The sequence below is a fragment of the Alkalilimnicola sp. S0819 genome, assembly GCF_009295635.1.
GTDB lineage: Bacteria > Pseudomonadota > Gammaproteobacteria > Nitrococcales > WHIW01 > S0819.
This window is the reverse complement of sequence record NZ_WHIW01000008.1, coordinates 1-22,602: the sequence shown is the minus strand read 5'-3', so window position 1 is coordinate 22,602 and position 22,602 is coordinate 1. Positions and strand designations below refer to the sequence as shown.

General features: G+C 67.7%; 23 protein-coding genes. 12 read left to right on the top strand and 11 right to left on the bottom strand.

Going from position 1 to position 22,602, the window contains the following annotated elements:
• Window positions 1-46 precede the first annotated feature (46 nt).
• The 3 genes from GBG68_RS08385 to GBG68_RS08375 form a co-directional block, all read right to left on the bottom strand.
• Window positions 47-1,138: a 3-deoxy-7-phosphoheptulonate synthase gene (locus tag GBG68_RS08385; RefSeq protein ID WP_152146497.1), complete on the bottom strand. Its 1,092-nt coding sequence runs from the start codon at window positions 1,136-1,138 to the stop codon at window positions 47-49.
• Between the two features lie 224 nt (window positions 1,139-1,362).
• Entirely contained in the window at window positions 1,363-2,211 is an 849-nt protein-coding gene (gene prmC, locus GBG68_RS08380) for a peptide chain release factor N(5)-glutamine methyltransferase (RefSeq protein WP_226801745.1), read from the bottom strand.
• A gap of 4 nt (window positions 2,212-2,215) precedes the next feature.
• On the bottom strand, window positions 2,216-2,476 hold the full coding sequence (locus GBG68_RS08375) for a Trm112 family protein (RefSeq protein WP_226801740.1): 261 nt from the start codon (window positions 2,474-2,476) through the stop codon (window positions 2,216-2,218).
• Window positions 2,477-2,646: 170 nt separating this feature from the next.
• Between GBG68_RS08375 and clpX the strand changes: the two genes are divergently transcribed.
• On the top strand, window positions 2,647-3,897 hold the full coding sequence (gene clpX, locus GBG68_RS08370) for an ATP-dependent Clp protease ATP-binding subunit ClpX (RefSeq protein ID WP_152146495.1): 1,251 nt from the start codon (window positions 2,647-2,649) through the stop codon (window positions 3,895-3,897).
• A gap of 52 nt (window positions 3,898-3,949) precedes the next feature.
• Here clpX and hslO read toward each other — a convergent pair whose 3' ends face one another.
• The 4 genes from hslO to gatC form a co-directional block, all read right to left on the bottom strand.
• Entirely contained in the window at window positions 3,950-4,822 is an 873-nt protein-coding gene (gene hslO, locus GBG68_RS08365) for an Hsp33 family molecular chaperone HslO (protein ID WP_152146494.1), read from the bottom strand.
• A gap of 7 nt (window positions 4,823-4,829) precedes the next feature.
• Complete coding sequence (gene gatB, locus GBG68_RS08360; protein ID WP_152146493.1) at window positions 4,830-6,269, bottom strand: Asp-tRNA(Asn)/Glu-tRNA(Gln) amidotransferase subunit GatB; 1,440 nt, start codon at window positions 6,267-6,269, stop codon at window positions 4,830-4,832.
• A gap of 162 nt (window positions 6,270-6,431) precedes the next feature.
• On the bottom strand, window positions 6,432-7,886 hold the full coding sequence (gene gatA / locus GBG68_RS08355; protein WP_152146492.1) for an Asp-tRNA(Asn)/Glu-tRNA(Gln) amidotransferase subunit GatA: 1,455 nt from the start codon (window positions 7,884-7,886) through the stop codon (window positions 6,432-6,434).
• Window positions 7,887-7,941: 55 nt separating this feature from the next.
• Window positions 7,942-8,229, bottom strand: a complete 288-nt coding sequence (gatC, locus tag GBG68_RS08350; protein ID WP_152146491.1) for an Asp-tRNA(Asn)/Glu-tRNA(Gln) amidotransferase subunit GatC — start codon at window positions 8,227-8,229, stop codon at window positions 7,942-7,944.
• Between the two features lie 115 nt (window positions 8,230-8,344).
• Between gatC and GBG68_RS08345 the strand changes: the two genes are divergently transcribed.
• The 10 genes from GBG68_RS08345 (at window position 8,345) to lipB (ending at window position 17,803) form a co-directional block, all read left to right on the top strand.
• Window positions 8,345-9,388: a rod shape-determining protein gene (locus tag GBG68_RS08345; RefSeq protein WP_152146490.1), complete on the top strand. Its 1,044-nt coding sequence runs from the start codon at window positions 8,345-8,347 to the stop codon at window positions 9,386-9,388.
• A gap of 95 nt (window positions 9,389-9,483) precedes the next feature.
• Complete coding sequence (gene mreC, locus GBG68_RS08340; RefSeq protein WP_319020497.1) at window positions 9,484-10,356, top strand: rod shape-determining protein MreC; 873 nt, start codon at window positions 9,484-9,486, stop codon at window positions 10,354-10,356.
• Window positions 10,353-10,844, top strand: coding sequence for a rod shape-determining protein MreD (gene mreD / locus GBG68_RS08335; protein WP_152146488.1), 492 nt, complete (start codon window positions 10,353-10,355; stop codon window positions 10,842-10,844). The genes mreC and mreD overlap by 4 nt, the downstream gene beginning before the upstream one ends.
• A 3-nt stretch (window positions 10,845-10,847) precedes the next feature.
• Entirely contained in the window at window positions 10,848-12,719 is a 1,872-nt protein-coding gene (gene mrdA, locus GBG68_RS08330) for a penicillin-binding protein 2 (RefSeq protein ID WP_152146487.1), read from the top strand.
• Window positions 12,709-13,839 carry a rod shape-determining protein RodA gene (rodA, locus tag GBG68_RS08325; RefSeq protein WP_152146486.1) on the top strand — a complete coding sequence of 377 codons (1,131 nt, stop codon included), beginning with the start codon at window positions 12,709-12,711 and terminating at the stop codon, window positions 13,837-13,839. Before mrdA ends, rodA begins: the two co-directional genes overlap by 11 nt.
• 29 nt (window positions 13,840-13,868) lie before the next feature.
• Window positions 13,869-14,867 carry a lytic murein transglycosylase B gene (gene mltB, locus GBG68_RS08320; protein ID WP_152146485.1) on the top strand — a complete coding sequence of 333 codons (999 nt, stop codon included), beginning with the start codon at window positions 13,869-13,871 and terminating at the stop codon, window positions 14,865-14,867.
• On the top strand, window positions 14,864-15,733 hold the full coding sequence (locus GBG68_RS14665; protein ID WP_152146484.1) for a septal ring lytic transglycosylase RlpA family protein: 870 nt from the start codon (window positions 14,864-14,866) through the stop codon (window positions 15,731-15,733). The genes mltB and GBG68_RS14665 overlap by 4 nt, the downstream gene beginning before the upstream one ends.
• Complete coding sequence (locus GBG68_RS08310) at window positions 15,730-16,890, top strand: D-alanyl-D-alanine carboxypeptidase family protein (RefSeq protein WP_152146483.1); 1,161 nt, start codon at window positions 15,730-15,732, stop codon at window positions 16,888-16,890. The genes GBG68_RS14665 and GBG68_RS08310 overlap by 4 nt, the downstream gene beginning before the upstream one ends.
• A gap of 5 nt (window positions 16,891-16,895) precedes the next feature.
• Window positions 16,896-17,162 (top strand): YbeD family protein, encoded by a 267-nt coding sequence (locus GBG68_RS08305; protein WP_152146482.1) that lies wholly within the window; start codon window positions 16,896-16,898, stop codon window positions 17,160-17,162.
• Window positions 17,163-17,164: 2 nt separating this feature from the next.
• Window positions 17,165-17,803, top strand: a complete 639-nt coding sequence (gene lipB / locus GBG68_RS08300; protein WP_193222264.1) for a lipoyl(octanoyl) transferase LipB — start codon at window positions 17,165-17,167, stop codon at window positions 17,801-17,803.
• A gap of 89 nt (window positions 17,804-17,892) precedes the next feature.
• Here lipB and GBG68_RS08295 read toward each other — a convergent pair whose 3' ends face one another.
• Genes GBG68_RS08295 through GBG68_RS08280 form a run of 4 tightly spaced genes read right to left on the bottom strand, consistent with a single transcriptional unit; the run spans window position 17,893 to window position 22,041 of the window.
• Window positions 17,893-18,897: a M14 family metallopeptidase gene (locus GBG68_RS08295; RefSeq protein ID WP_152146480.1), complete on the bottom strand. Its 1,005-nt coding sequence runs from the start codon at window positions 18,895-18,897 to the stop codon at window positions 17,893-17,895.
• 20 nt (window positions 18,898-18,917) lie between these two features.
• The gene (locus tag GBG68_RS08290; protein WP_152146479.1) at window positions 18,918-20,336 is read right to left on the bottom strand and encodes a glutamate--cysteine ligase; all 1,419 of its coding nucleotides are present in this window, start codon (window positions 20,334-20,336) and stop codon (window positions 18,918-18,920) included.
• A complete protein-coding gene (murU, locus tag GBG68_RS08285; RefSeq protein ID WP_152146478.1) occupies window positions 20,336-21,001 on the bottom strand; it encodes an N-acetylmuramate alpha-1-phosphate uridylyltransferase MurU in 666 nt (221 codons plus the stop codon). Before murU ends, GBG68_RS08290 begins: the two co-directional genes overlap by 1 nt.
• A 5-nt stretch (window positions 21,002-21,006) precedes the next feature.
• Window positions 21,007-22,041, bottom strand: coding sequence for an aminoglycoside phosphotransferase family protein (locus tag GBG68_RS08280; RefSeq protein ID WP_226801739.1), 1,035 nt, complete (start codon window positions 22,039-22,041; stop codon window positions 21,007-21,009).
• 312 nt (window positions 22,042-22,353) lie between these two features.
• Between GBG68_RS08280 and GBG68_RS08275 the strand changes: the two genes are divergently transcribed.
• Window positions 22,354-22,602 (top strand): hypothetical protein (locus GBG68_RS08275; protein WP_193222263.1); only part of this gene is annotated, 249 nt, incomplete at its 3' end.

Genomic DNA, 22,602 nt, shown 5'->3' with positions numbered 1-22,602 from the left:
AGCTGTGATCCATTCCGGTCAATTCAACCCTTACCGAAGCAGGTCGTCAAGCTCCCGCCGCCGCGGGGCTCTCGGACTCCCGAGTCGCCAGCACCTCGCGCAGCTTGTTCGCCGACTCGCGCAGGCAACTGGCGGTGGTGTCCCAGTCGATGCAGGCATCGGTGATGGACACGCCGTACTGCAGTTCCTCGGGCTTGCCGGGCTTCTGATTGCCCCAGCCCAGATGGCTCTCGAGCATCACGCCGACGATGGAGCGATTGCCCTCCAACACCTGATTGACCAGGTTCTCCAGCACCAGCGGCTGCAAGGCCGGGTCCTTGTTGGAGTTGGAGTGGCTGCAGTCCACCACCAGCTTGGTGCGCAGGCCGGCGTCATCCAGCTCCTTCTCGCACAGGGCGATGCTCACCGAGTCGTAGTTGGGCCGTTCGCCGCCGCGCAGCACCACGTGGCCGTAGCGGTTGCCGCGGGTGCGGACCACCGCCGATTGGCCATCCTGGTTGATGCCCAGGAAGCTGTGGGGCGAGGCGGCGGACTGCAGGGCGTTGATCGCCACCTGCAGGCTGCCGTCGGTGCCGTTCTTGAAGCCCACCGGGCTGGACAAGCCGCTGGCGATCTCGCGATGGGTCTGGGATTCGGTGGTGCGCGCGCCGATGGCGGTCCAGCTGATCAGATCCGCGAGATATTGCGGGGTCAGCGGGTCCAGCGCCTCGGTGCCGGCGGGCAGGCCCAGCTCGTTCACGTACAGCAGCAGCTCCCGCGCCATCTGCAGGCCTTCCTCGATGCGGAAGGAATCGTCCATGTAGGGGTCGTTGATCAGCCCCTTCCAGCCCACGGTGGTGCGGGGCTTCTCGAAGTACACCCGCATGACGATGTAGAGGGTGTCCTTGAGCTCATCGTGCAGGGCCTTGAGGCGCTGGGCATACTCCTTGGCCGCCTTCGTGTCGTGGATGGAACAAGGCCCCACCACGACCAGCATGCGCGGATCGCTGCCGTCGAGGATGTTCTGCACCACCTTGCGCCCTTCCACCACGGTGCGCGCCGCCGCCTCGCTCAGAGGCAGCTTGCGCTTGATCTCGGCGGGGGTGGGCATTAAGTCCAGGCTCACGACGTTGAGGTTGTCTACGTGCTGCTCGTCCATATTTGATCCGGTCTCGCCTGCGGGTCATTCCGCTCTGCAAAGCAAGCTATCATAGTAACGAGCCGCGCCGCGCAAGACCATGACGGGATTGTGAACGGTGGCGGATTACGGTCCGCCGGCATGGCCTCGAGGCCGCCGAAGACGGAATCGAGGCTTCCCAGGCCAGCAAAGCTGTGCGCATATCGCCGAAGATCCCGGGCCCCCCGCCTTCGGCGCCGCCCAAGCTATGCGGACTCGGGCCAACGGCCCAGGCTCACCCGCTCGAGGCCTGCCAGATCCCGCTGGGTGAGCACGCCCAGGAACCCCCGCGCCGTCATCAGCGACCGTACCGCACCGCCTTGGGCATAACCGTGCTCCAGCATCAGCCAGCCGCCGGGCGCCAGATGCGCCGGTGCCCGCTCGATGATGTGACGCAGATCCGCCAGGCCCGCCTCTTGGGCCACCAGCGCGCCGCGTGGCTCCCGGGCGAGAGCGGCAAGCTCCGGCTCCTGCTCGCCGATGTAGGGGGGGTTGGAGACGATGAGCTGAAAGCGCCGCCCGGCCAGCGGCTCGAACCAGCTGCCCCGCAGCAGCTCCACCCGCCCCGGCGCCAGCGCCTCGCAGTTGCGCCGGGCCAGCGCCCAGGCCGGTTCGCTGCACTCCACCGCGGTGAGCCTGAGCCGCGGCCTCTCCACGGCCAGGGCGAGGATGATCGCCCCGCTGCCGGTGCCCAGATCCAACACCGCGGCCTCTTGCCCGGGCCCCAGCGCTTCCAGTGCGCACTCCACCAGCAACTCGGTCTCCGGCCGCGGCACCAGCACGCCGGGGCCGACCTCCAGCTCCAGCGACCAGAAGCCCTGTCGGCCCAGTAGATAGGCCACCGGCTCGCCTTGGGCGCGGGCCTGCAGCAAGCGCTCGTAATGGGCCGCCGCGGCCACGCCCGGCCTGCGCTCCGGCCAGGTGAGCAGATATGCGCGGGGTTGTCCCAGGGCTTTGGCGAGCAGCAATTGCGCATCCAGCGCGGCACTCTCGCTGCACCCGCTCAGCCGTGCCTCACCGGCGCGCAGCCAGTCGGCGATGCTGCGCTCGCTCACCGGGCTACTTCAGACCGGCTTCGCGGGCGCTGATCCCGCGCTCCTGGAGCATGATGGGAATGCCGTCTTCCACCGGGTAGATGCGCTCGCCATTGTCGGTGACCAGTGCCTCGGTGAGCGCGGCGCGCACCGGTTCGTCGCCGTAACTGCGCACCGAGCCCTCGGCGATGCGCGCGTTGAGCGTCTTGAGCTTGTCCCTGGAGAGCACCTTTACCGGCTGTTTGGTCACCGGGCAACAGAGGATGTCCAGCAGCTTCTTGTCCATATCCATTCCGCGCATTGGCCGCAAAAGCGCGATTGTAGCACCGGGGTTCCAGCCCGTCCGTGCGCCGGTGGCTGGGCGAGAACGGGCAAGACCGGCTATAAAGAAAACAGGTCCGCCTGCCGCTGTATTGATATAGCAGGGCGCTGCACGGGAGAGGAGCCGTGAGCCGTATGAGTCGTTACTACCATGACCCCGCCAACGGCCAGGACCTGTTCTGTTCGTTCTGCGGCAAGGGCGAATCCCGGGTCGGCGCGCTGATCGCCGGCCCCCGGGCCTATATCTGCGAGCACTGCGCGGCGGACTGCCAGCGCCTGTTGGACGAGGAACTGGATCACGGCTGGGCCCAGGCGCTGGCCCATCTGCCCCGCCCGCGGGCGATACACGCCGAACTGGATCGCTACGTCATCGGCCAGCAGAAGGCCAAGAAAGTACTGGCGGTGGCGGTCTACAACCACTACAAACGCCTGGCCGCCCGCGGCCGGGGCGCAACGGAGCTGGCCAAGAGCAATGTGCTGCTGATCGGCCCCAGCGGCTCCGGCAAGACCCTGCTGGTGGAGACCCTGGCCCGTCAACTGCAGGTGCCCTTCGTGGTGGCCGACGCTACCAGCCTCACCGAGGCAGGCTATGTGGGCGAGGACGTGGAGAGCATCGTGCAGCGCTTGCTGGAAGCCGCCGGCGGCGACCCGGACCTGGCCGGCCGGGGCATTGTCTACATCGACGAGGTGGACAAGCTCGCCTCCCGCTCGCGCAGCCCGGGTCACGGCCGGGACGTTTCCGGCGAGGGCGTGCAGCAGGCGCTGTTGAAGATGGTGGAGGGCAGCCTGGTGAAAGCGCCCGCACGAGGCGGTAGCGCCGTGGCACGCCAGCCGGTTCAGGTGGACACCCGGGAGATCCTGTTCATCTGCGGCGGCGCCTTCCAAGGGCTGGGGGAGCTGATGAAACAGCGGCGCAGCCGCGCCGGCATCGGCTTCAGCGCGGCCCCGGAAACACCCGAGATGCACGCGCACAGCCCCGAACCCGCCGATCTGACCGCCTACGGCCTGATCCCGGAGTTCGTCGGCCGCCTGCCCGTGGTGGCCATGCTGGAGGAGCTGGATGAGGCGGCACTGGTACGCATTCTGACCGAGCCCCGCAATGCGCTGGTGAAACAATACGCGGCCTTGCTGCAGGCCGATGATTGCGAGCTTCTGGTGACGGACCAGGCGCTCCACGCCCTGGCGGCGCGAGCGCTGGCCCGGGGCACCGGGGCGCGGGGCTTGCGCTCGGTGCTGGAGGCGGTGCTTCTGGAGCCCATGTTCCGGGTGCCGGAGCTGGGAGATGTGGAGCGGCTGGTGATCGATGAGGCGACGGTTGCCGGTGGCAAGCCGACCTACCAGCGGCGCGAGGCGCGGAAGGCGGAACCGCGGCGACGCAGGGCCTGAAAAGGAAGGGGGTATCGCGGCTGGTGGCCGCGATACCCCCTCCCGTCCCGCCTCAATGGCGTGTAGGCGGCGTCTCCGTAGGCGGCTCCCCGCTGAACATGGCATCCACGTCCACGGCATCGAAGCGGTAGCCCTCGCCGCAATAATCGCAGGCCACCTCCACCGCGCCCTGCTCGGTGAGAATATCGTGCACTTCCTCCGAGCCCAGGGATTTGAGCATCCCCTCCACCCGCTCCCGCGAGCAGCTGCACTGGAAGCGATGAGGCACCGGGTCGAACAGACGCAGGTCTTCCTCGTGGTACAAGCGGTGCAGCAACTCGGTCACGGGCAGCGCCAGCAGCTCCGCTTCCGTCACCGTCTCGGCCAGCTTCTCGGCGCGATTCCAGGCGTCCTCGTCCGGGTCATCGCCGGGCAGGCGCTGCACCAGCAGCCCCGCCGCACGCTCTCCGTCGGCGGCGAGCCACACGCGGGTTTCCAGCTGCTCGGAGTCGCGGAAGTAGGCATCCAGCGCCTCGGCCAGGCCCTCGCCCTGCAGACCGACGATGCCCTGGTAGCGCTCACCCTCCCCTTCCGGGTCAATGGTGATGGCCAGATAACCGTTGGTGCAGAGCTCGCCCAGGGGGCGCTCGGCCAGCTCGCCTTCCCAGCGCGCCATGGCGCGCAGCCCGCCGTTGCTGCCCGCCTGCACCACGAACAGGCTCAACGGCCCCTCGCCCTGGGCCTGCAGCACCAGCGAGCCGCGGAACTTGACGGTCGCCACCAGCAGGGCGGCGGCGGCCAGCCCCCGGCCCATCAGATCCCGCAGCACCGGCGGGTATTCCCGGCGGCGCAGCACTTCCTGGTAGGCGTCTTCCAGCTGCACGAATTCACCGCGCACATTGGCGTGCTCGAAGACGAAACGGTAAAGATGGTCGGGGCTGCTCATGGAATAATCAGTCCTGCTTCAGCTTGGCCCGCAGCAGTTCATTGACCTGCGCCGGGTTGGCCTTGCCCTTGGAGGCCTTCATGATCTGGCCGACGAAAAAGCCCAGCATCTTCTCCTTGCCGGCGCGGTACTGCTCCACCTGCGCGGGGTTGGCGCCGAGCACCTCGTCCACCATGGCTTCGATGGCGCCGGTGTCGGTGACCTGCTTGAGGCCTTTCGCCTCGATGATGGCATCCGGCTCGCCCTCGCCCTGCCACATGGCTTCGAACACGTCCTTGGCAATCTTGCCCGAAATGGTGTTGTCGGTGATGCGCTGTATCAACTGCCCGAGCATGCCCGGGGTGACGGGGCTGCGATCGAGCGGGATCTCGCTGCGATTGAGCGCCGCGGCCAACTCGCCCATGACCCAGTTGGCAGCCAGTTTCGGCTGATGCCCACTGGCCTGCACCACGGACTCGTAGTAATCAGCCTGATCGCGGCTGGCGGTCAGTATCGCGGCATCATCGGCGCTCAGGCCGTATTCCGCCATGAAGCGCTCACGCTTCACGTCCGGCAACTCGGGCAGGGTCTCCCGCACCGCGGCGAGGAAATCCTCGGAAAGTTCCACCGGCAGCAGATCCGGGTCGGGGAAGTAGCGGTAGTCGTGGGCTTCTTCCTTGCTGCGCATGGAGCGCGTCTCGTCCCGGTCGGCGTCATACAGGCGGGTTTCCTGCACCACGGTCCCGCCGGACTCGATCAGTTCGATCTGGCGCTCCACCTCGAAGTTGATAGCCTTCTCCAGGAAGCGAAAGGAGTTGAGGTTCTTCAACTCGGCCCGGGTGCCGAACACCGCCTGCCCCTTCGGGCGCACGGAGACGTTGGCATCGCAACGGAAGGAGCCTTCCTGCATATTGCCATCACAGATCTCCAGGTATCGCACCAGGCTGTGGATCTTCTTGGCGTAGGCCACGGCCTCGACAGCGGAGCGCATGTCGGGCTCGGAGACGATCTCCAGCAGCGGTGTGCCCGCGCGGTTGAGATCCACGCCGGTCATGCCGGCGAAATCCTCGTGCAGAGACTTGCCCGCATCCTCTTCCAGGTGCGCCCGGGTCACACCAATGCGCTTGCGCTCACCGCCCGGCAACTCGATCTCCACTTCCCCCTCGGCGACGATGGGCAGCTCGTACTGCGAGATCTGATAGCCCTTGGGCAGGTCGGGGTAGAAGTAGTTCTTGCGGGCGAACACCGAGCGCGGGCTGATGCGCGCGCCTATGGCCAGACCGAACTTGGCCGCCATGCGCACCACTTCACGGTTGAGCACCGGCAAGACACCGGGCATGGCCAGGTCGATGGCGCAGGCCTGGGTGTTGGGCGCGGCGCCATAGGACGTGCTCGCGCCGGAGAAGATCTTGCTGCGGGTGGCAAGCTGGGTGTGAATCTCCAGCCCGATGACCGTTTCCCATTCCATGACTAATCTCTCGCTCGATATTCAGCGGGTGCTACCACCGCTGCTTTAACCACAGAGACACAGAGGGCACAGAGATCCACAGAGGAGAACATTCAAGTGCTTTTCTCTGTGTGCCCCGGTGTGCCTCTGTGGTAAACAAAACCCAAGCTACAACTCCGGACGCTATTGAAACGCCGCCGGCAGGCGCTGGTGCCAGTCGGTGGCCTGCTGGAACTTGTGCGCCACGTTCAGCAGCCGCGCCTCGTCGAAGTAGCGGCCGATGATCTGCAGCCCCACGGGCATGCCCTGATGGAAGCCGGCCGGAATGGACATGGCCGGCACGCCCGCCAGGTTCACGGCGATGGTGTAGACATCGGACAGGTACATCTGCACCGGGTCGTCACACTTGGCGCCCAGAGCGAAGGCGGTGGAGGGGCTCGCGGGCCCCATCAGCACGTCCACGTCCTCGAACACCCGCAGGAAGTCGTCGCGGATCAGGCGGCGAATCTGCTGGGCCTTCAGGTAATAGGCATCGTAGTAGCCGGCGGACAACGCATAGGCGCCCACCATGATGCGTCGTTTGACCTCCGGCCCGAAGCCCTCACCCCGGCTGCGCGTGTACAGGTCTTCCAGGTCGGCGGGGTTCTCGGCCCGGTGGCCGTAGCGCACGCCGTCGAAACGCGAGAGGTTGGAGGAGGCCTCGGCCGGGGCGATCACGTAATAGGCGGGGATCGCCAGATGATTGCTGGGCAGGCTCACCTCGCGCACCTCGGCCCCCAGACGGCGGTATTCCTCCACCGCCGCCTCCACCACGGCGGCCACCGCCGGGTCCAGACCTTCGCCGAAGTACTCCCTGGGCAACCCGATCCTCAGCCCTTTCAGGGACTTGCTCAGCCCCTGATGGTAGTCGGGCACCGCGCGCTCGACGCTGGTGGAATCCCGCTCATCGTTGCCGGCCATGGCCTGGAGCATCAGCGCCAGATCCTCGGCGCTGCGGGCCATGGGGCCGGCCTGGTCCAGGCTGGAGGCGAAGGCGATCATGCCCCAGCGGGATACCCGCCCGTAGGTGGGCTTGAGCCCGCTGATGCCGCACAGGGCCGCCGGCTGGCGGATGGAGCCGCCGGTATCGGTGCCGGTGGCGCCGGGCACCAGGCCCGCCGCCACCGCCGCCGCGGAGCCGCCGGAGGAACCGCCGGGCACCCGGCTGGTGTCCCAGGGATTGCGCACCGCGCCGTGGAAGCTGGTCTCGTTGGACGAGCCCATGGCGAATTCGTCCATATTGGCCTTGCCCACCATCACCGCACCGGCTCGGCGCATCCGCTCCACCACCGTGGCGTCGTAGGGCGCGATGAAGTTGTCGAGCATCTTCGAGCCACAGGCGCTGCGCACGCCGCGGGTGCAGAAGATGTCCTTGTGGGCGATGGGCACGCCGGTGAGCGGCCCGCCGCGCCCCTGGGCGAGCAGGGCATCGGCGTTCTCAGCCTCGACCAGGGCCTGCTCCTCGGTGAGGGTGACGAGGCTGTTCAATTGGCCGTCCAGCGCCTTGATGCGCGCCAGCACGCTGCGGGTGAGCTCCACGCTGGAGAACTCGCCGCCGCGCAGGGCCGCGGCCAGCTCGGCTAGGGTCTTGCGGTGCATGTCTGATTCCTGAAATGAATCCGTGGCGGTACGGCCGCGCGGGGCGTGATTGGTATCACTCTATGACCCGGGGTACCAGATATAATCCGGCCTCAGTCGCCGGGGCGATGGACTGGAACAGCTCGCGCTGATTCGGTTCGGTCACCTCGTCGTCACGCAGGCGCTGGGTAGCGTCCAGCGGATGGGCCATGGGCTCCACCCCGCTGGTGTCCACGTCCTGCATCCGCTCGACCAGGTCGAGGATGTCGGACAGGCTACGGGCATAAGAAGGAATATCGGCTTCATCGATCGCCAACCGGGCAAGGTGGGCGATGCGCTTGACTTCATCGGGTCCGAGAGACATCGGCTCACTCCGTGCTACCCGCCGGGTAAAGCCGGAAAAGTTAGCACAGAAGCCGCCTTGCCCAAACCCCTACCCATTGCTAGATTAAGCGGCTTTATCGGACCGGGAAGAGAGAATGCTCAAGGGAATCCGCGGCCTGTTCTCCAACGACCTCTCCATAGACCTCGGCACCGCCAACACTCTGATCTACTCCCGGGGCCAGGGCATCGTCCTGAACGAGCCCTCGGTAGTGGCCATCCGACAGGATCGGGACGGCGGGCCGAAGAGCATTGCGGCGGTAGGCACCGACGCGAAGAGGATGTTGGGGCGCACCCCAGGCAATATCAAGGCCATCCGGCCGATGAAGGACGGCGTGATCGCCGACTTCACGGTGACGGAGAAGATGCTGCAGTACTTCATCAAGAAGGTTCACGAAGCACGCTTCTTCAAGCCCAGCCCGCGCGTGCTGGTCTGCGTGCCCTGTGGCTCCACCCAGGTGGAGCGCCGCGCGATCAAGGAATCCGCCGGCGGTGCCGGGGCCCGCGAGGTTTATCTCATCGAAGAGCCCATGGCGGCGGCCATTGGCGCAAACATGCCAGTGGACGAAGCCCGCGGCTCCATGGTGCTGGACATCGGGGGCGGCACCTCGGAAGTGGCGGTATTGTCGCTGAACGGCATCGTCTACGCGTCGTCGGTGCGCATCGGCGGCGACCGCTTCGACGAGGCGATCATCAACTATATCCGCCGCAACTACGGCATCTTGGTGGGTGAGGCCACCGCCGAGCGGATCAAGCACGAGATCGGCACGGCCTTCCCGGGCGCGGAAGTGCACGAGACCGAAGTGAAGGGCCGCAATCTGGCCCAGGGCGTGCCGCGCAGCTTCACGGTCAACAGCAACGAAATTCTGGAATCGCTGCAGGAGCCGCTCTCGGGCATCGTCGGCGCTGTGAAGACGGCGCTGGAGCAGACCCCGCCGGAGCTCGGTTCGGACGTGGCCGAGCGCGGCATCGTGCTCACCGGCGGCGGCGCGCTGCTGCGCAACCTGGACCGACTGCTGATGGAAGAGACCGGCCTGCCCGTGGTGGTGGCGGACGACCCGCTCACCTGCGTGGTCGTCGGTGGCGGCCGTGCGCTGGAACTGATGGACGAGAAAGGCACCGACCTCTTCGCGGTGGAGTAGGCCCCATCGGGCTCACCCGCAGGCCCCACGCATCGGGGTGGCGCCGGACACGGCGCCGCCCGCCTTTGGGCAGCGATCCCGAAGCCGGCCTCTGACTGACCCGGGGAAGCATCATCAAACCGCTGTTTCAACAAGGCCCTTCGCTTACGGCCCGCGTGATCTTCTTCAGCGTCATCTCGGTGGTGCTGATGACCCTGGATCATCGCCAGCACCTGGCCCAGCCCATCCGCGAGAGCCTGGCCGCCGCGGTCTACCCCATTCGCCTGGCGGTGGATCTGCCCGGCAATTTCAGCGGCTACCTCAGCGAAAACCTCGCCAGCCGCCGACAGTTGATCGAGGAGAACGCCCGCCTGCGCGACCAGCAACTGCTTCACCAGGCGCGTCTGCAAAAGATGGACGCTTTAGAGGTGGAGAACATCCGCCTGCGGGATCTGCTCGATTCCAGCTACCAGGTGGGGGAATCGGTGCTGATCGCCGAGCTGATGCGAGTGGACCTGGACCCGTTCACCCATCTTATCCAGATCGACAAGGGCGCCAGCTCCGAGGTCTTCGTCGGCCAGCCGGTGCTGGACGCCCACGGCATCATGGGCCAGGTGAATAGCGTGGGGCCCTTTTCCGCCATGGTGCGCCTGATCACCGACCCCGGCCACGCGATCCCCGTGCAGGTCAATCGCAACGGGGTGCGCAGCATCGCCCTGGGCACCGGTGATCTGCACCGCTTGGAACTGAGCAGCCTGCCCAATAACGCCGATATTCGCCCCGGAGACCTGCTGGTCAGCTCCGGGCTTGCCGGGCGCTTCCCCCAGGGCTACCCCATCGCCCGGGTGGAGACCGTGCACCAGGATCCGGGCCGCCCCTTCGCCCAGGTGACCGCCGCCCCCACGGCCGCGCTGGATCGCAGCCGCGAGGTACTACTGGTGCGCAAACGCGAACAGCCCGGCGCCGCTCCCACGCAGGAGGGGCCATGAATCCGGGCGGCGCGCGACAGGGCGGCTGGGTCATTGCGCTCAGCTTCTTTCTGGCACTGAGCCTGAGCGTGGTACCGCTGCCCGACTGGGCAAGCAGCGCACGCCCCGAATGGGTGCTGCTGGTGTTGATCTACTGGACCCTGGCCCTGCCAGAGCGGGTGGGGGTGACCGTGGGCTGGCTGGTGGGGCTGCTGCAGGACACCCTGCAGGGCACGCTGCTGGGTCAACACGCCCTGGCCTACGCCGTGGTGGCCTGGCTGATCCTCCGCCTGCACCAGCGCCTGCGCCTGCTACCGGTCTGGCAGCAGGCCACCAGCATCCTGATCATGCTGCTGCTGGCCCGGTTCATCCTGCTGTGGGCGAACGGCATTATCGGCAAGCCCCCGGCGGACCTGGGCTTCTGGCTGTCCGCCCTGCTCGGAGCCATCCTCTGGCCCTGGCTGTTCTTCATCCTGCGGGAAGTCCGCCGCCACTTCCGGGTACGCTGAGCCATGGCCCGCGCGCCGCACATCAAGGATCGTCGCGAGGAGCGGGGGCTGTTCAACCGCCGGGCGCTCACTGCCATGGCGTTGATGTTTCTGCTGTTTCTGGGTCTGGCCGGGCGTGCCGGCTACCTGCAGGTATTCAACTACCAGCACTACACCACCCTCTCCCAGGCCAACCGGGTCAAGCTGGTGCCCGCCCCCCCCACTCGGGGGCTGATCTTCGACCGGGAAGGCCGGCTGCTCGCCGAGAACCGCCCCAGCTTCCAGTTGGTGATCACCCCCGAGCAGGTCCAGGACATGGACGCCACCCTGGCGGAGCTGGGCCGGCTCATCGAGCTGAGCGACGCGGAGCTGGAGCGCTTCCACGCCCTGCGCCACCGCCAACGCCACTTCAACGAAGTGCCGTTGAAGTACCGGCTCAGCGAGGAAGAGGTGGCGCACATCGCGGTCAACCGCCATCGCCTGCCGGGCGTGGACGTGCGCGCCCAGCTCACGCGCCATTACCCGCGCGGCGAGGTTGGGGCTCACGCCATCGGCTATGTGGGGCGGATCAGCGAACGGGATCTGGGGCGCATAGACACCGGCGAGTACGCCGGCACCAGCCATATCGGCAAGGCTGGCGTGGAACGCTACTACGAGGATCTGCTCCATGGCCGCGTGGGCACCGAGCGCCTGGAGACCAATGCTTTGGGGCGCACCATCCGCAGCCTGGAGCGCGAAGCCCCCCAGCCGGGGAAAAATCTTTACCTCACCCTGGACATCGAACTGCAGGCCATCGCCGAGCAGGCGCTGGGGGAATTCGACGGCGCGGTAATCGCGCTGGACCCGCGCAACGGGGACCTGCTCGCCTTCGCCAGCAAACCCAGCTTCGACCCCAACCTGTTCGTCAACGGCATCGACCAGGCCACCTATGAGGCGCTGCAGCACGGCCCGGGCAAGCCGCTGTTCAACCGCGCCCTGCGCGGGCAGTACCCGCCGGCCTCCATCATCAAGCCGCTGATCGGCCTGGCGGGGCTGGAGTACGGCGTGACCACGCCGGAACAGCGCACCTGGTGCCCCGGCTACTACCAGCTGCCGGGCCTCGATCACCGTTATCGGTGCTGGAGCAGCCATGGCCACACCAATATGGAAGAGGCCATCGCCGAGTCCTGCGATGTGTACTTCTATGCGCTCTCCTATGAGCTGGGCATAGACCGCATGTCCACCTTTCTCGCCCCGTTCAGCTTCGGCGCCCCCACCGGCGTGGACCTGCACGGCGAGTCCGCCGGCATCCTGCCTTCCCGGGCGTGGAAGCGGGCCAACCGCAACGAAAGCTGGTACCACGGCGAGACCCTGATCACCAGCATCGGCCAGGGCTTTTTCCTGAGCACCCCGCTGCAGCTGGCCGCCTCCGCCGCGACGCTCGCCAACCGGGGCCGGCCGGTCACGCCGCGCCTGCTGGGCGGCGTGCGCGCACCGGGAGAGAAGACCATCACCCAGCGCCCGCTGGACGAACCCCCGGGCCAAGCGATCACGCCCCGAGCCCCCGGCAACTGGGAGCGCATCATCGAGGCCATGCGCCTGGTGGTGGACGGCCCGCGGGGCACCGCCCGGCGCATCGGCAAAGCCCCCTACAGCATCGCCGGCAAGACCGGCACCGCGCAGGTCTTCAGCCTGGGCCAGGATGAGGAGTATGACGCCGAACGCCTCGCCCGGCGGCTGCACGACCACGCCCTGTTCGTCGGTTTCGCGCCGGTGGAAGACCCACAGCTGGTGGTGGCGGTGATCGCCGAGCACGGCGGCGGCGGCAGCCGCACCGCCGCCCCCATCGCCCGTCAGGTGATGGACGCCTGGCTACTCGAGGACGGCAAGCTCAAGGAGGCCGCCGATGATCGGTAACGATACCGTCGGCCGGGGCAGCGTCTGGCGGCAGTCCTGGCTGCAGCGTCACCTGCACCTGGACGGCACCCTGCTCACGCTACTGGCGCTGCTGTCGGTGTTCGGCCTGGTGGTGCTCTACAGCGCCTTCGACCAGGACTGGCTGGAGGCCCGCAAGCAGTTGGTGCGCCTGGGGGCGGGCTTCGGCGCCATGGCATTCTTTGCCCAGATCCCGCCCTCCACCCTGCGCCGCTGGACGCCTTGGGTGTTCCTCGGTGGGGTCGCCCTGCTGGTGGCGGTGCTGGTGATCGGTTACACGGGCAAGGGCGCACAGCGCTGGTTGGACCTGGGTTTCATGCGCTTCCAGCCCTCGGAAGCGATGAAGCTCGCGCTGCCCATGATGATCGCCTGGCTGCTCGCGGACGGCAGCCTGCCGCCGCGCCTGCCGCGCCTGCTCACCGCGCTGGGGCTGATCGGCCTGCCGGTGGGGCTGATCATGCTGCAACCGGATCTAGGCACTTCCCTGCTGGTGGCCTCCTCGGGCTTTTTCGTGCTGTACCTGGGCGGGCTGCGCTGGCGCATGATGTTGGGCGCCGCGCTGCTGGGCGGCGCCGCGGCACCCTTGATGTGGTTCTTCGCCATGCACGACTACCAGCGCGAGCGGGTGCTGACCTTCCTCAACCCGGAACGTGATCCGCTGGGCGCGGGCTATCACATCATTCAATCGAAGATCGCCATCGGCTCCGGCGGGCTTTTCGGCAAGGGCTGGCTCAACGGCACCCAATCGCATCTGCAGTTCCTGCCCGAACGTCACACGGACTTCATCTACGCCGTGCTCGCCGAGGAGTTCGGCCTGGTGGGGGTGGCGCAGTTGCTGGTGCTCTACCTGCTGGTGATCGGTCGCGGCCTGTACATCGCCGTCAATGCCCAGGACACCTACAGCCGCCTGCTGGCGGGCAGCCTGAGCCTGACCTTCTTCGTCTACATCTTCGTCAACGCCGGCATGGTCTCGGGCCTGCTGCCGGTGGTGGGCCTGCCGCTGCCGCTGATCAGCTACGGCGGCACCTCCATGGTGACCCTCATGGCGGCCTTCGGTATGCTCATGTCCATCCACACACACCGCAAGCTCTGGTCCTCCTGAGGCTGCGTCACTCTCGGATTCGAACGGCCATGCCCTTATCCGCGTCGCGTTTTCTGCTGTGCCTTGCCCTCCTCCCGGGTGTGCCGCTGGCCGCCCAGGCAGCCACCAGCGAGCGCGCCGAGGTGCGCAGCTTCATCGAGCAGCTCTCCGAGGCCCACGGCTTCACCGAGAGTGAGCTCGAAGAAGTGCTGGACCAGGCGCAGCCCCGCCCGGAAATCATCGAGGCCATCAGCCGCCCCGCCGAGGCCCTCCCCTGGTACCGCTACCGGCCGATCTTCATGAAGCCCGAGCGCATCCGTCTGGGCGTTGAGTTCTGGCGCGAACACGAGGCCTTGCTGGCCGAGGCCCGGACGCGCTATGGCGTGCCCGAGGAGATCATCATCGCCATACTCGGCGTCGAGACCCGCTATGGCACCTACAAGGGGCGCCACCGGGTGATCGACGCCCTGCTCACCCTGGGCTTCGACTACCCGCCCCGGGCCGATTTCTTCCGCAAGGAGCTGGGCGAGTTCCTGCTGCTCGCCCGCGAGCAGGGCATGGACCCACTCACCCCCATGGGCTCCTACGCCGGCGCCATGGGCCTGCCCCAGTTCATTTCCAGCAGTTACCGCCACTACGCCGTGGACTTCGATGGCGACGGCCGCACCCAGCTGTGGGAAATTCCCGACGCCATCGGCAGCGTGGCCAACTACTTCCGCGCCCACGGCTGGCGCGCCGGCGAGCCGGTGGCCCTGCCCGCCCGGCTCACGGGCGACGCCTGGGAGGCCTACGCCCAGCGCGGCCGGCGCCCGGTGAAACCGGCCACGGCGCTGGAGACCTTGCGCGCGGCGGGCGTGAGCGTGGACGCGGAACTGTCCGGCGACACCCCGGCGACCCTGCGGGTGCTGGCGCTCGAAAACGGGGAGCAGCCTTGGGTCGTGCTGCACAATTTCTACGTGATCACCCGCTACAACCACAGCCCGCTCTACGCCATGGCGGTCTGGCAGTTGGCCGAAGCCATTCGCGAGCAGAAGGAGCAGGCCCGGTGACTCGCGCCACCCCCCTACTGCTGATCACCCTGTTGGCCTCTCTGCTGGCCGCATGCTCCGGCCCCCAGGTTACGGTGCGCGAAGGCCCCGCGCCCCGCCACGAGAAGGACCGCGCCCCCGCCGCCCCGCCCCGCAACCTGGACCAGGTGCCCGACGCCAGCCCCCGGGCCGAGCCCCGCAGCCGCTACGGCAACCCGGCCAGCTACGAGGTCTACGGCGTCCGCTACGAGGTGCGCGACCGCCCCGCCGGACATACCGAGCGAGGCATCGCCTCCTGGTACGGCGAGAAGTTCCACGGCCGCCGCACCTCCAGCGGCGAGCCCTATGACATGTACGCCATGACCGCGGCCCACAAGACATTGCCGCTGCCAAGCTACGTGGAAGTGCGCCATTTGAACAATGACCGGCGTATCGTGGTCAAAGTGAACGATCGGGGGCCTTTCGCCGAAGGGCGCATCATCGATCTGTCCTACACCGCCGCCCACAAGCTCGGTATCCTGCGCCAGGGCACCGCGCCGGTGGAGATCCGCGTGCTCGCGGCGCCACCGCCCGGGGCCGCGCCGCGTGGCGCGAATGTGAGCTACTACGTACAGGCCGGCGCCTTCGGCGAGCATACTAATGCCCGCCGCCTGCGCCAGCGGCTGCAGGGCCGGTTCACCGTGCCGGTGGAAATCCACAGCAGCGGTCAGACCGCGGGCGCCGTGCACCGGGTCCGCCTGGGCCCGCTTCAGGATCTCGCCGCGGTGGAGCGCCTGCGGGCCCAACTGCGCGAGCAAGGCCTCGCCACCACCACCGTCAGCACGCTAGAGGAAAGCGGCCACAGCCGGCCGGCCGCGCACGACCAAAGGGAAGACGAAGCACCATGAGCCGTACACTGTTCCGAACCGCCGCGTTGCTGTTCAGCCTGCTCGCCGCCGCCCCGGCGCTGAGCCAACAGGCCCCGCCGGCCAGCATCCCGGTGCCCGCTCCGCCGCAGTTGGCCGCGCCCAGCTACCTGCTGCTGGACTTTCACAGCGGCCACGTGCTCGCCGAGAAGGCACCGGACGAGCGTCGCGACCCGGCTAGCCTTACCAAGATGATGACCGCCTACGTGGCCTTCAGCGAACTGCGCGCGGGCAATATGCGCCTGGACGAAATGGTCACGGTGAGCGAGAAGGCCTGGCGCGCGCCGGGGTCGCGCATGTTCATCGAGGTAGGCAAGCAGGTCAGCGTCGAGGACCTGCTGCGCGGCATCATCATCCAGTCCGGCAACGACGCCAGCATCGCCATTGCCGAGCACATTGCCGGCAGTGAGAGCACCTTTGCCCAGGTGATGAACACCTATGCCCAGCGCCTGGGCATGAACAACAGCAACTTCCTCAACGCCACCGGCCTGCCCAACCCGAACCACTACGTGAGCACCCGGGACGTGGCGCTGCTGGCCGCCGCGCTGATCCGCGACTTCCCCGAGTACTACCAGTGGTATTCCCAGAAGCAGTTCAGCTTCAACGGCATCACCCAGTACAACCGCAACAAGCTGCTCTGGCGCGACCCCTCGGTGGACGGCCTGAAGACCGGCCACACCAACGCCGCCGGCTATTGCCTGGCGAGCTCCGCCCAGCAGGATGACATGCGCCTGGTGGCCGTGGTGATGGGCACCGCGAGTGAAAAGGCCCGGGCCGACGACAGCCAGGCCCTGCTCAACTACGGCTTTCGCTTCTTCGAGACCCACCGTCTTTACGGCGCCTCCGAGGCGCTCAGCCAGGCCCGGGTATGGAAGGGCGCGCGGGAGCAACTGCCCCTGGGGCTGGAGCAGGACCTTTACGTCACCATCCCCCGCCGTCAATACGACAGGCTGGACGCCAGCATGAGCATGGAAAGCCAGATCATGGCGCCGGTGGATGCCGGCAGCACCCTGGGCAAGCTGGTGGTGCGCCTGGGCGATACCGTGCTGGCCGAACGTCCGCTGGTGGCGCTGGACCCGGTGAAGGAAGGCGGCCTGTGGCAACGCCTGAGCGATGAAGTCCTGCTGATGTTCGAGTAAAGCCCATGAGCGAAGAGCAATCACTGCTGCAGTTTCCCTGCGATTTCCCCATCAAGGTGATGGGCCGCGCCGACGGCGACCTGCCCGCCACGGTGGAGAGCATCGCCCGGCGCCATGCACCGGACCTGGGGGACGACTGCCTGCGCACCCAGGCCAGCAAGCGCGGCAATTACCTCTCGGTGACGGTGACCATCCGAGCCACCAGCCGCGAGCAGCTGGATGCGCTGTATCTGGAGCTCAATGCCCACGAAGCGGTGCTGATGACGCTTTGAGCATGGCGCGGTTCCTTGTCGAAGAACTCGGGCGGGTCGACTACGAACCCACCTGGCGCGCCATGCAACGCTACACCGAGGAGCGCGACGCCCAAAGCCCCGACCGCTGCTGGGTGCTGGAACACCCGCCGGTGTTCACCCTGGGGTTGGCCGGCAAGCGCGAGCACCTGCTCGCGCCCGGCGATATCCCGGTGGTGCCGGTGGACCGGGGCGGACAGGTGACCTACCACGGCCCGGGGCAGGTGGTGATCTACCCACTGGTGGATCTGCGCCGCCGCGGCCTGGGCGTGCGGCGCATGGTCAGCTGCCTGGAAGAGGCCATCGTGCGCCTGCTGGCGGAATACGACATCGCGGCGGCGGCCCGCCCCGAGGCGCCCGGCGTGTACGTGGGCGAGCGCAAGATCGCCTCGCTGGGCCTGCGGGTGAGACGGGGCGCGAGCTACCACGGCCTGAGCCTGAACGTGGCCATGGACCTGGAGCCCTTCAGCCGGATCAACCCCTGCGGCTACCCGGGGCTGGATGTGGTGGACATGCGGAGCCTGGGCGTGGAGGCCGAACCGGCGAAAGCCGGCACACGCCTCGCGGAATTATTGGTCGAAACCGTGGAAGCCCACACCCGCCGCGCACCCCCCTCCCGGTAGGGGGCGGCCCTGGCCGTACAACAAGGCGACGTGAATGTTCACCGCAGAGACCGAAACCCGGTGAAAGGCATCCGCGGCCAGGGCTGCCCCTACGCGGTGTCCAGCGCCACCGGGCGCATCAGATAGCCCAGGCAATCCTGACGGATCACCCGCAGGTCGCGGCTGAGCATGGCGGGCATGACGTGGCGACGCATTCGTAGTTCGCCATCCGCGAGCTCCAGATATTCCGATGTGACGTCCCGGCCCTCGTTGTCCTCCACCCGCAGGCGGGCGTCGCTGTCCGGGGCGACCCGGGCCAACGCGGTACCGGCCGGCAGCTCGCGGAAATTGAGCCGCTCGATGTCGTCCAGCAGACGCAGCGGCACGCCGGCATCGAAGCCCACCGCCACGTCCTCGGGCACCCGCACCCGGGCCACCGTCTGATATACCCCCAGGCCATCCAGCGCCGGGTGGTCCGGCAGCTCCCGCAGGTGCAGCAACGCGTCCAGTAATTGCTCGGCCTCCTGTATGCCCTCCTCTCGACCGGGCAGGCCACACTCCAGGGTCACCGCGGGGCAGAACTCGGCGAAGGCGAGAGACTGCACGCCGGCGGGGCGGGTGAAGTACACCACCGTGCGGGCGAACAGCGAGGCCAGATACAGAAAGGGGCCGTCCAGGCGGTTGATGCAACCGTAGTGCGGATTCCAGCCGGTGTTGTTGTGCACGTCCACGCTGGCGAACAGGCCGCGCCGGCGCATGTGCGCGGTCAGCTCCGCCGCCATCCGGGTCTCGGGGCTGTCCGTGGCCTCGCCGCCGGGCCAGATGCGGTTGTAATCCGGTTGGCCGTCCAGGTGCCGCAGCCCGTGGCGGGCGGCGCTCACATTACCGACGAAAAGCTCCAGGCTGCGCGGCAGCGCCTCGCGGTGGCGACGCAGCAGCCGCTGCACGGCGTACACACCGGTGGTCTCGTTGCCGTGTAGCAGCACACAGGCGAACAGGGCCGGTTCCCGGCGCCCGGGCAGGCTGATCAGCGCCGGCCCGCCCAGCAGCGTTTCCAACGCTTCGGGCGCGGCGTCCAGAAAACCCGCTGGCAGATGGTCGTAGTACTTGAGCATGCCCGCCCCCCTTATATCGGCTATATCGGCCAGGCATGCACCGGCTCGCCGCCGGCCTGCTGTTTCAGGTACGCGCGGGTCAACCCGGCGAAATCGCGCCCGTGGCGGCCCACCCACTGGCGCTGCCAGGCCGCGCCCGTGCGCTCGGCGCTGACCCGCGCCTCGATCACGCCCAGATAGCGGTCAATATCGGTCTGGGCAAGGCCCAGGGCCTGCAACTGTTGCGCCGCGGCGGGCAGAAGCTGGGTGAGGATCAAGCGCTGCACACTGATCTCGCCCCCGCCCCAGTGGATAGTCGCCCGCAGCCCGTGCCGGGCAGCGGCGTAGAAGTTGGCCTCCAGCACCGGATAGGGCAGCTTGCGGTCGCCGGCGGCCAGCGCGTGCACGGCCCCATAGAAGAAGGCGGCATTGGCGAGGGTGTCGATGAAGCTCGGCCCCGCGGACATGACCCGGTGCTCGATGCGCAGATGCGGCCGGCCGTCCTCCTCGAAACCCACCAGCGGGCGGTTCCAGCGCCAGATGGTGCCATTGTGCAGGCGCAGATGCGGCAGGCGCTCGGCGGGCTCGCCCAGCGGCACCGGCAGCAGCACCGGGTAGTGCTGGCGGTTCTCCACGAAGAAGCTGTACAGACCGTCACGGGCGTAACCGCTGCCAAAGCCCACCCGCGACAGGGGGCCGGCGTGCCCGCCGTGCAGCGGCCCCACGGCCACCGCCTGTTCGAACAGCGGAATGCGGGTCTCTTCCCAGAGGCTGCGGCCGAACAGGAAGGGCGCGTTGGCGGCCAGGGCCACGGTGGCGGCGGAAAGCGCGGCGGCGGCGTTGTAGAAAGCCGGCGCTTCCGCCGGCCCTACCTGCAGGTGCAATTGCAGCGAGGTGGCGGCGGATTCCAGCATCAGGTCGGCATGCCGAGTCTGGACCCGCTCCTCGCCGCGAATGTCCACGCTCAGCGGCTCGCGGTTGCGCAGCAGCAGCACCTGCTCGTTCAGCGCCTGGTAGCGACGCAGCTTCGACATGCGCGCCAGACACAGATCGTCTTCGGTGACGCTGGGCAGGATGCCGATCATCCCCGGACGCACGCCCAGGGGGGCGGCGGCCGCGGCGACCCGCGCCCAGAGCGCTTCCAGTTGGCGCTGGGTGTCGGAGAGGGCGGTGTCGCGTAGCGCCAGGGGGTGAGTGTTCAGCTCCAGGTTGTACTGGGCGAGCTCCGGGGAGAGCAGCGGATCATGCAGCGATTCCAGCACCTGGGCGTTGCAGGGGGCGGGCCGGCCGGCCTCGTCCACCAGCCAGGCTTCCAACTCCAGGCCCATGCGCCGCGGCCCATCCACGAAACGGCCTTCCGACAGCCAGTCCTTGTACAGCCGAGTCTCGTCGCGCAGCCGCTGGCTGAAGCGCAGGAAGTCGTCCCGATCGAAGCGTGTTTCGTCGATTTCGGTTCCCATCAAGGGCTCCGCAGTTGTGTGTCCAGCGCCGCCAGTCGATCCGGCGTGCCGATGTCATACCAGGCGCCGGCGTAATGCTCGCCGCTGACCTGCCCCGCGCTCATGGCCCGGCGCAACAGCGGTGCGAGACGAAAGGCGACCGGCTCGCAATCGGCGAACAGGGCCGGCCGGTATACCCCGATGCCGGAGAAGGTCAGCCCGGGCTCGCCCTCGGGGCGCACCTGCCCGTCGCGCAGGGCGAAATCCCCTCGCGGGTTGTGCGCCGGGTTTTCCACCAGCACCAGGTGCGCCAGGCCCGGCGGTTCCACGGGCAGCCGCTGATAGTCATAATCGGTCCAGATATCACCGTTCACTACCCAGAAAGGCGCATCGCCCAACAGGGGCAGTGCCCGGTATATGCCGCCGCCGGTCTCCAGGCCCCGCTCGCCTTCCGGGGAGTAACGGATGCGCAGACCGTAGCGTTCGCCATCGCCCAGATAGTCGCGGATCTGCTCGCCCAGCCAGGCGAGGTTCACCACCAGTTCGTCCACGCCGGCGCGACGCAGCGCCAGCACATGATGCTCGATGAGCGGACGGCCGCCGGCTGCCAGCAAGGGCTTCGGGGTATGGTCGGTGAGCGGGCGCATGCGCTCGCCCCGCCCGGCTGCCAGTATCATCGCCTTCATGACGGTCAGGCGGCGTCCAGCACGGGCAGCACGCGGGCGTGCAGGTAACGGTTCAGCTCGTCGAGCTCCGGATGGGTCTCCGCCACCTGGCTGATGTAGCGCACGGTGCGGGGCAGATCCGCCAGATACCCGGGTTTGCCGTCCCGGTGCCACAGGCGGGCGAAGATGCCGGCGGCCTTGAGATGGCGCTGAGCGCCCATGAGATCGAACCAGCGCAGCCATTGCTCGTCGCTGACCTCACCGCACAGCTCGCCAATCGCGGGGCGCCGGCGGTAGTCCAGGGCCCAGGCCTCCACCTGACTGCGGGGCCAGGCGATATAGCAATCGCGCAGCAGCGAGACCAGGTCGTAGGTGATCGGACCGATCACCGCATCCTGGAAATCCAGGATGCCGGGATTGTCCTGCTCCACCACCATCAGGTTGCGGGAATGGTAATCACGGTGCACGCACACCCGGGGCTGCTCCAGGGCGGCCTCCGCCAGCAGGGCGAAGCTGTGATCGAGCATGGCGTCTTCGGCGCTGGTATCGAGGCCCAGATGACGCTGCAACAACCATTCGCGGAACAGTTCCATCTCGCCCAGCAGCAGCGCGCGGTCATAATCGGGGAGCCCCGCCGCGTCGCCACTGGGCCCGTGCAGCTGCAAGCGCTCCAGGGCATCCAGGGCATCGCCGTAGAGACGCTCCACGCTGTTGGGGTCTAGTTCGGACAGATACTGACTGTTCCCCAGGTCGGAGAGGAGCAGGAAGCCCTGGGAGAGGTCCATTTCCAGCACCTGGGGCACATTCAGGCCGATGTCGCGCAGGGCCCAGGCGATGCTGACGAAGGGGCGGCAGTCCTCGCGCTCCGGGGGGGCGTCCATCACCACATGGCTGCCCTCGGGCACCTGAATGCGGAAATAGCGCCGGAAACTGGCGTCGGACGAAGCGGGCGCCAGCGCCGTATAGGGCAGGCGCAACTCCTCGCGCAGCCAGTGCTCCAACTGCTGCAGGCGCGGATCGGACAGGCTACTGGGGGGCTCGTTTTCGGTGGCGGGCATCATCTGCGTTCTTGGTCCGGCCAAGGCCGTCTCCACATAAACGGGTATTCATCGCCGAACAGGCGCTAAAATGCAAGCTTCGTTGATGCGGCGCATGGGCTGTGCCAAGGTATGCGCGCCCTGCTCGCCGAGAATAAATCGTGAAGCCCAATAAAGCCGGTGCCGCCGTGTCTTCATGCCGCCATGGTCTGCTGTTGACCGCATCCAGCCTCGCGCTGTGTCTGAGCGCGCCCGTACTCGCCCAGAGTGGCGGGAAATGGGCCTGCCGCCAGGACCCACGGGGTGAGTGGGTCTGCGTGGCCGCCGAGCCTGCCCGTGAGCCTGCCCGTGAGCCTGCCCGTGAGCCTGCCCGTGAGCCTGCCCGTGAGCCTGCCCGTGAGCCTGCCCGTGAGCCTGTTCGTGAGCCCGTTCGTGAGCCTGTTCGTGAGCCTGTTCGTGAGCCTGTTCGTGAGCCTGTTCGTGAGCCTGTTCGTGAGCCTGTTCGTGAGCCTGTTCGTGAGCCTGTTCGTGAGCCTGTTCGTGAGCCTGTTCGTGAGCCCGTTCGTGAGCCCGTTCGTGAGCCCG

Excerpts from the sequence above, each read along its gene's own strand:
- GBG68_RS08385 (WP_152146497.1), bottom strand. The coding sequence starts at position 1,138 with ATGGACGAGCAGCACGTAGACAACCTCAACGTCGTGAGCCTGGACTTA.
- GBG68_RS08375 (WP_226801740.1), bottom strand. The coding sequence starts at position 2,476 with ATGGACAAGAAGCTGCTGGACATCCTCTGTTGCCCGGTGACCAAACAG.
- clpX (WP_152146495.1), top strand. The coding sequence starts at position 2,647 with ATGAGTCGTTACTACCATGACCCCGCCAACGGCCAGGACCTGTTCTGT.
- hslO (WP_152146494.1), bottom strand. The coding sequence starts at position 4,822 with ATGAGCAGCCCCGACCATCTTTACCGTTTCGTCTTCGAGCACGCCAAT.
- gatB (WP_152146493.1), bottom strand. The coding sequence starts at position 6,269 with ATGGAATGGGAAACGGTCATCGGGCTGGAGATTCACACCCAGCTTGCC.
- gatA (WP_152146492.1), bottom strand. The coding sequence starts at position 7,886 with ATGCACCGCAAGACCCTAGCCGAGCTGGCCGCGGCCCTGCGCGGCGGC.
- gatC (WP_152146491.1), bottom strand. The coding sequence starts at position 8,229 with ATGTCTCTCGGACCCGATGAAGTCAAGCGCATCGCCCACCTTGCCCGG.
- GBG68_RS08345 (WP_152146490.1), top strand. The coding sequence starts at position 8,345 with ATGCTCAAGGGAATCCGCGGCCTGTTCTCCAACGACCTCTCCATAGAC.
- mreD (WP_152146488.1), top strand. The coding sequence starts at position 10,353 with ATGAATCCGGGCGGCGCGCGACAGGGCGGCTGGGTCATTGCGCTCAGC.
- mrdA (WP_152146487.1), top strand. The coding sequence starts at position 10,848 with ATGGCCCGCGCGCCGCACATCAAGGATCGTCGCGAGGAGCGGGGGCTG.
- rodA (WP_152146486.1), top strand. The coding sequence starts at position 12,709 with ATGATCGGTAACGATACCGTCGGCCGGGGCAGCGTCTGGCGGCAGTCC.
- mltB (WP_152146485.1), top strand. The coding sequence starts at position 13,869 with ATGCCCTTATCCGCGTCGCGTTTTCTGCTGTGCCTTGCCCTCCTCCCG.
- GBG68_RS08310 (WP_152146483.1), top strand. The coding sequence starts at position 15,730 with ATGAGCCGTACACTGTTCCGAACCGCCGCGTTGCTGTTCAGCCTGCTC.
- GBG68_RS08305 (WP_152146482.1), top strand. The coding sequence starts at position 16,896 with ATGAGCGAAGAGCAATCACTGCTGCAGTTTCCCTGCGATTTCCCCATC.
- lipB (WP_193222264.1), top strand. The coding sequence starts at position 17,165 with ATGGCGCGGTTCCTTGTCGAAGAACTCGGGCGGGTCGACTACGAACCC.
- GBG68_RS08295 (WP_152146480.1), bottom strand. The coding sequence starts at position 18,897 with ATGCTCAAGTACTACGACCATCTGCCAGCGGGTTTTCTGGACGCCGCG.
- GBG68_RS08290 (WP_152146479.1), bottom strand. The coding sequence starts at position 20,336 with ATGGGAACCGAAATCGACGAAACACGCTTCGATCGGGACGACTTCCTG.
- murU (WP_152146478.1), bottom strand. The coding sequence starts at position 21,001 with ATGAAGGCGATGATACTGGCAGCCGGGCGGGGCGAGCGCATGCGCCCG.
- GBG68_RS08280 (WP_226801739.1), bottom strand. The coding sequence starts at position 22,041 with ATGATGCCCGCCACCGAAAACGAGCCCCCCAGTAGCCTGTCCGATCCG.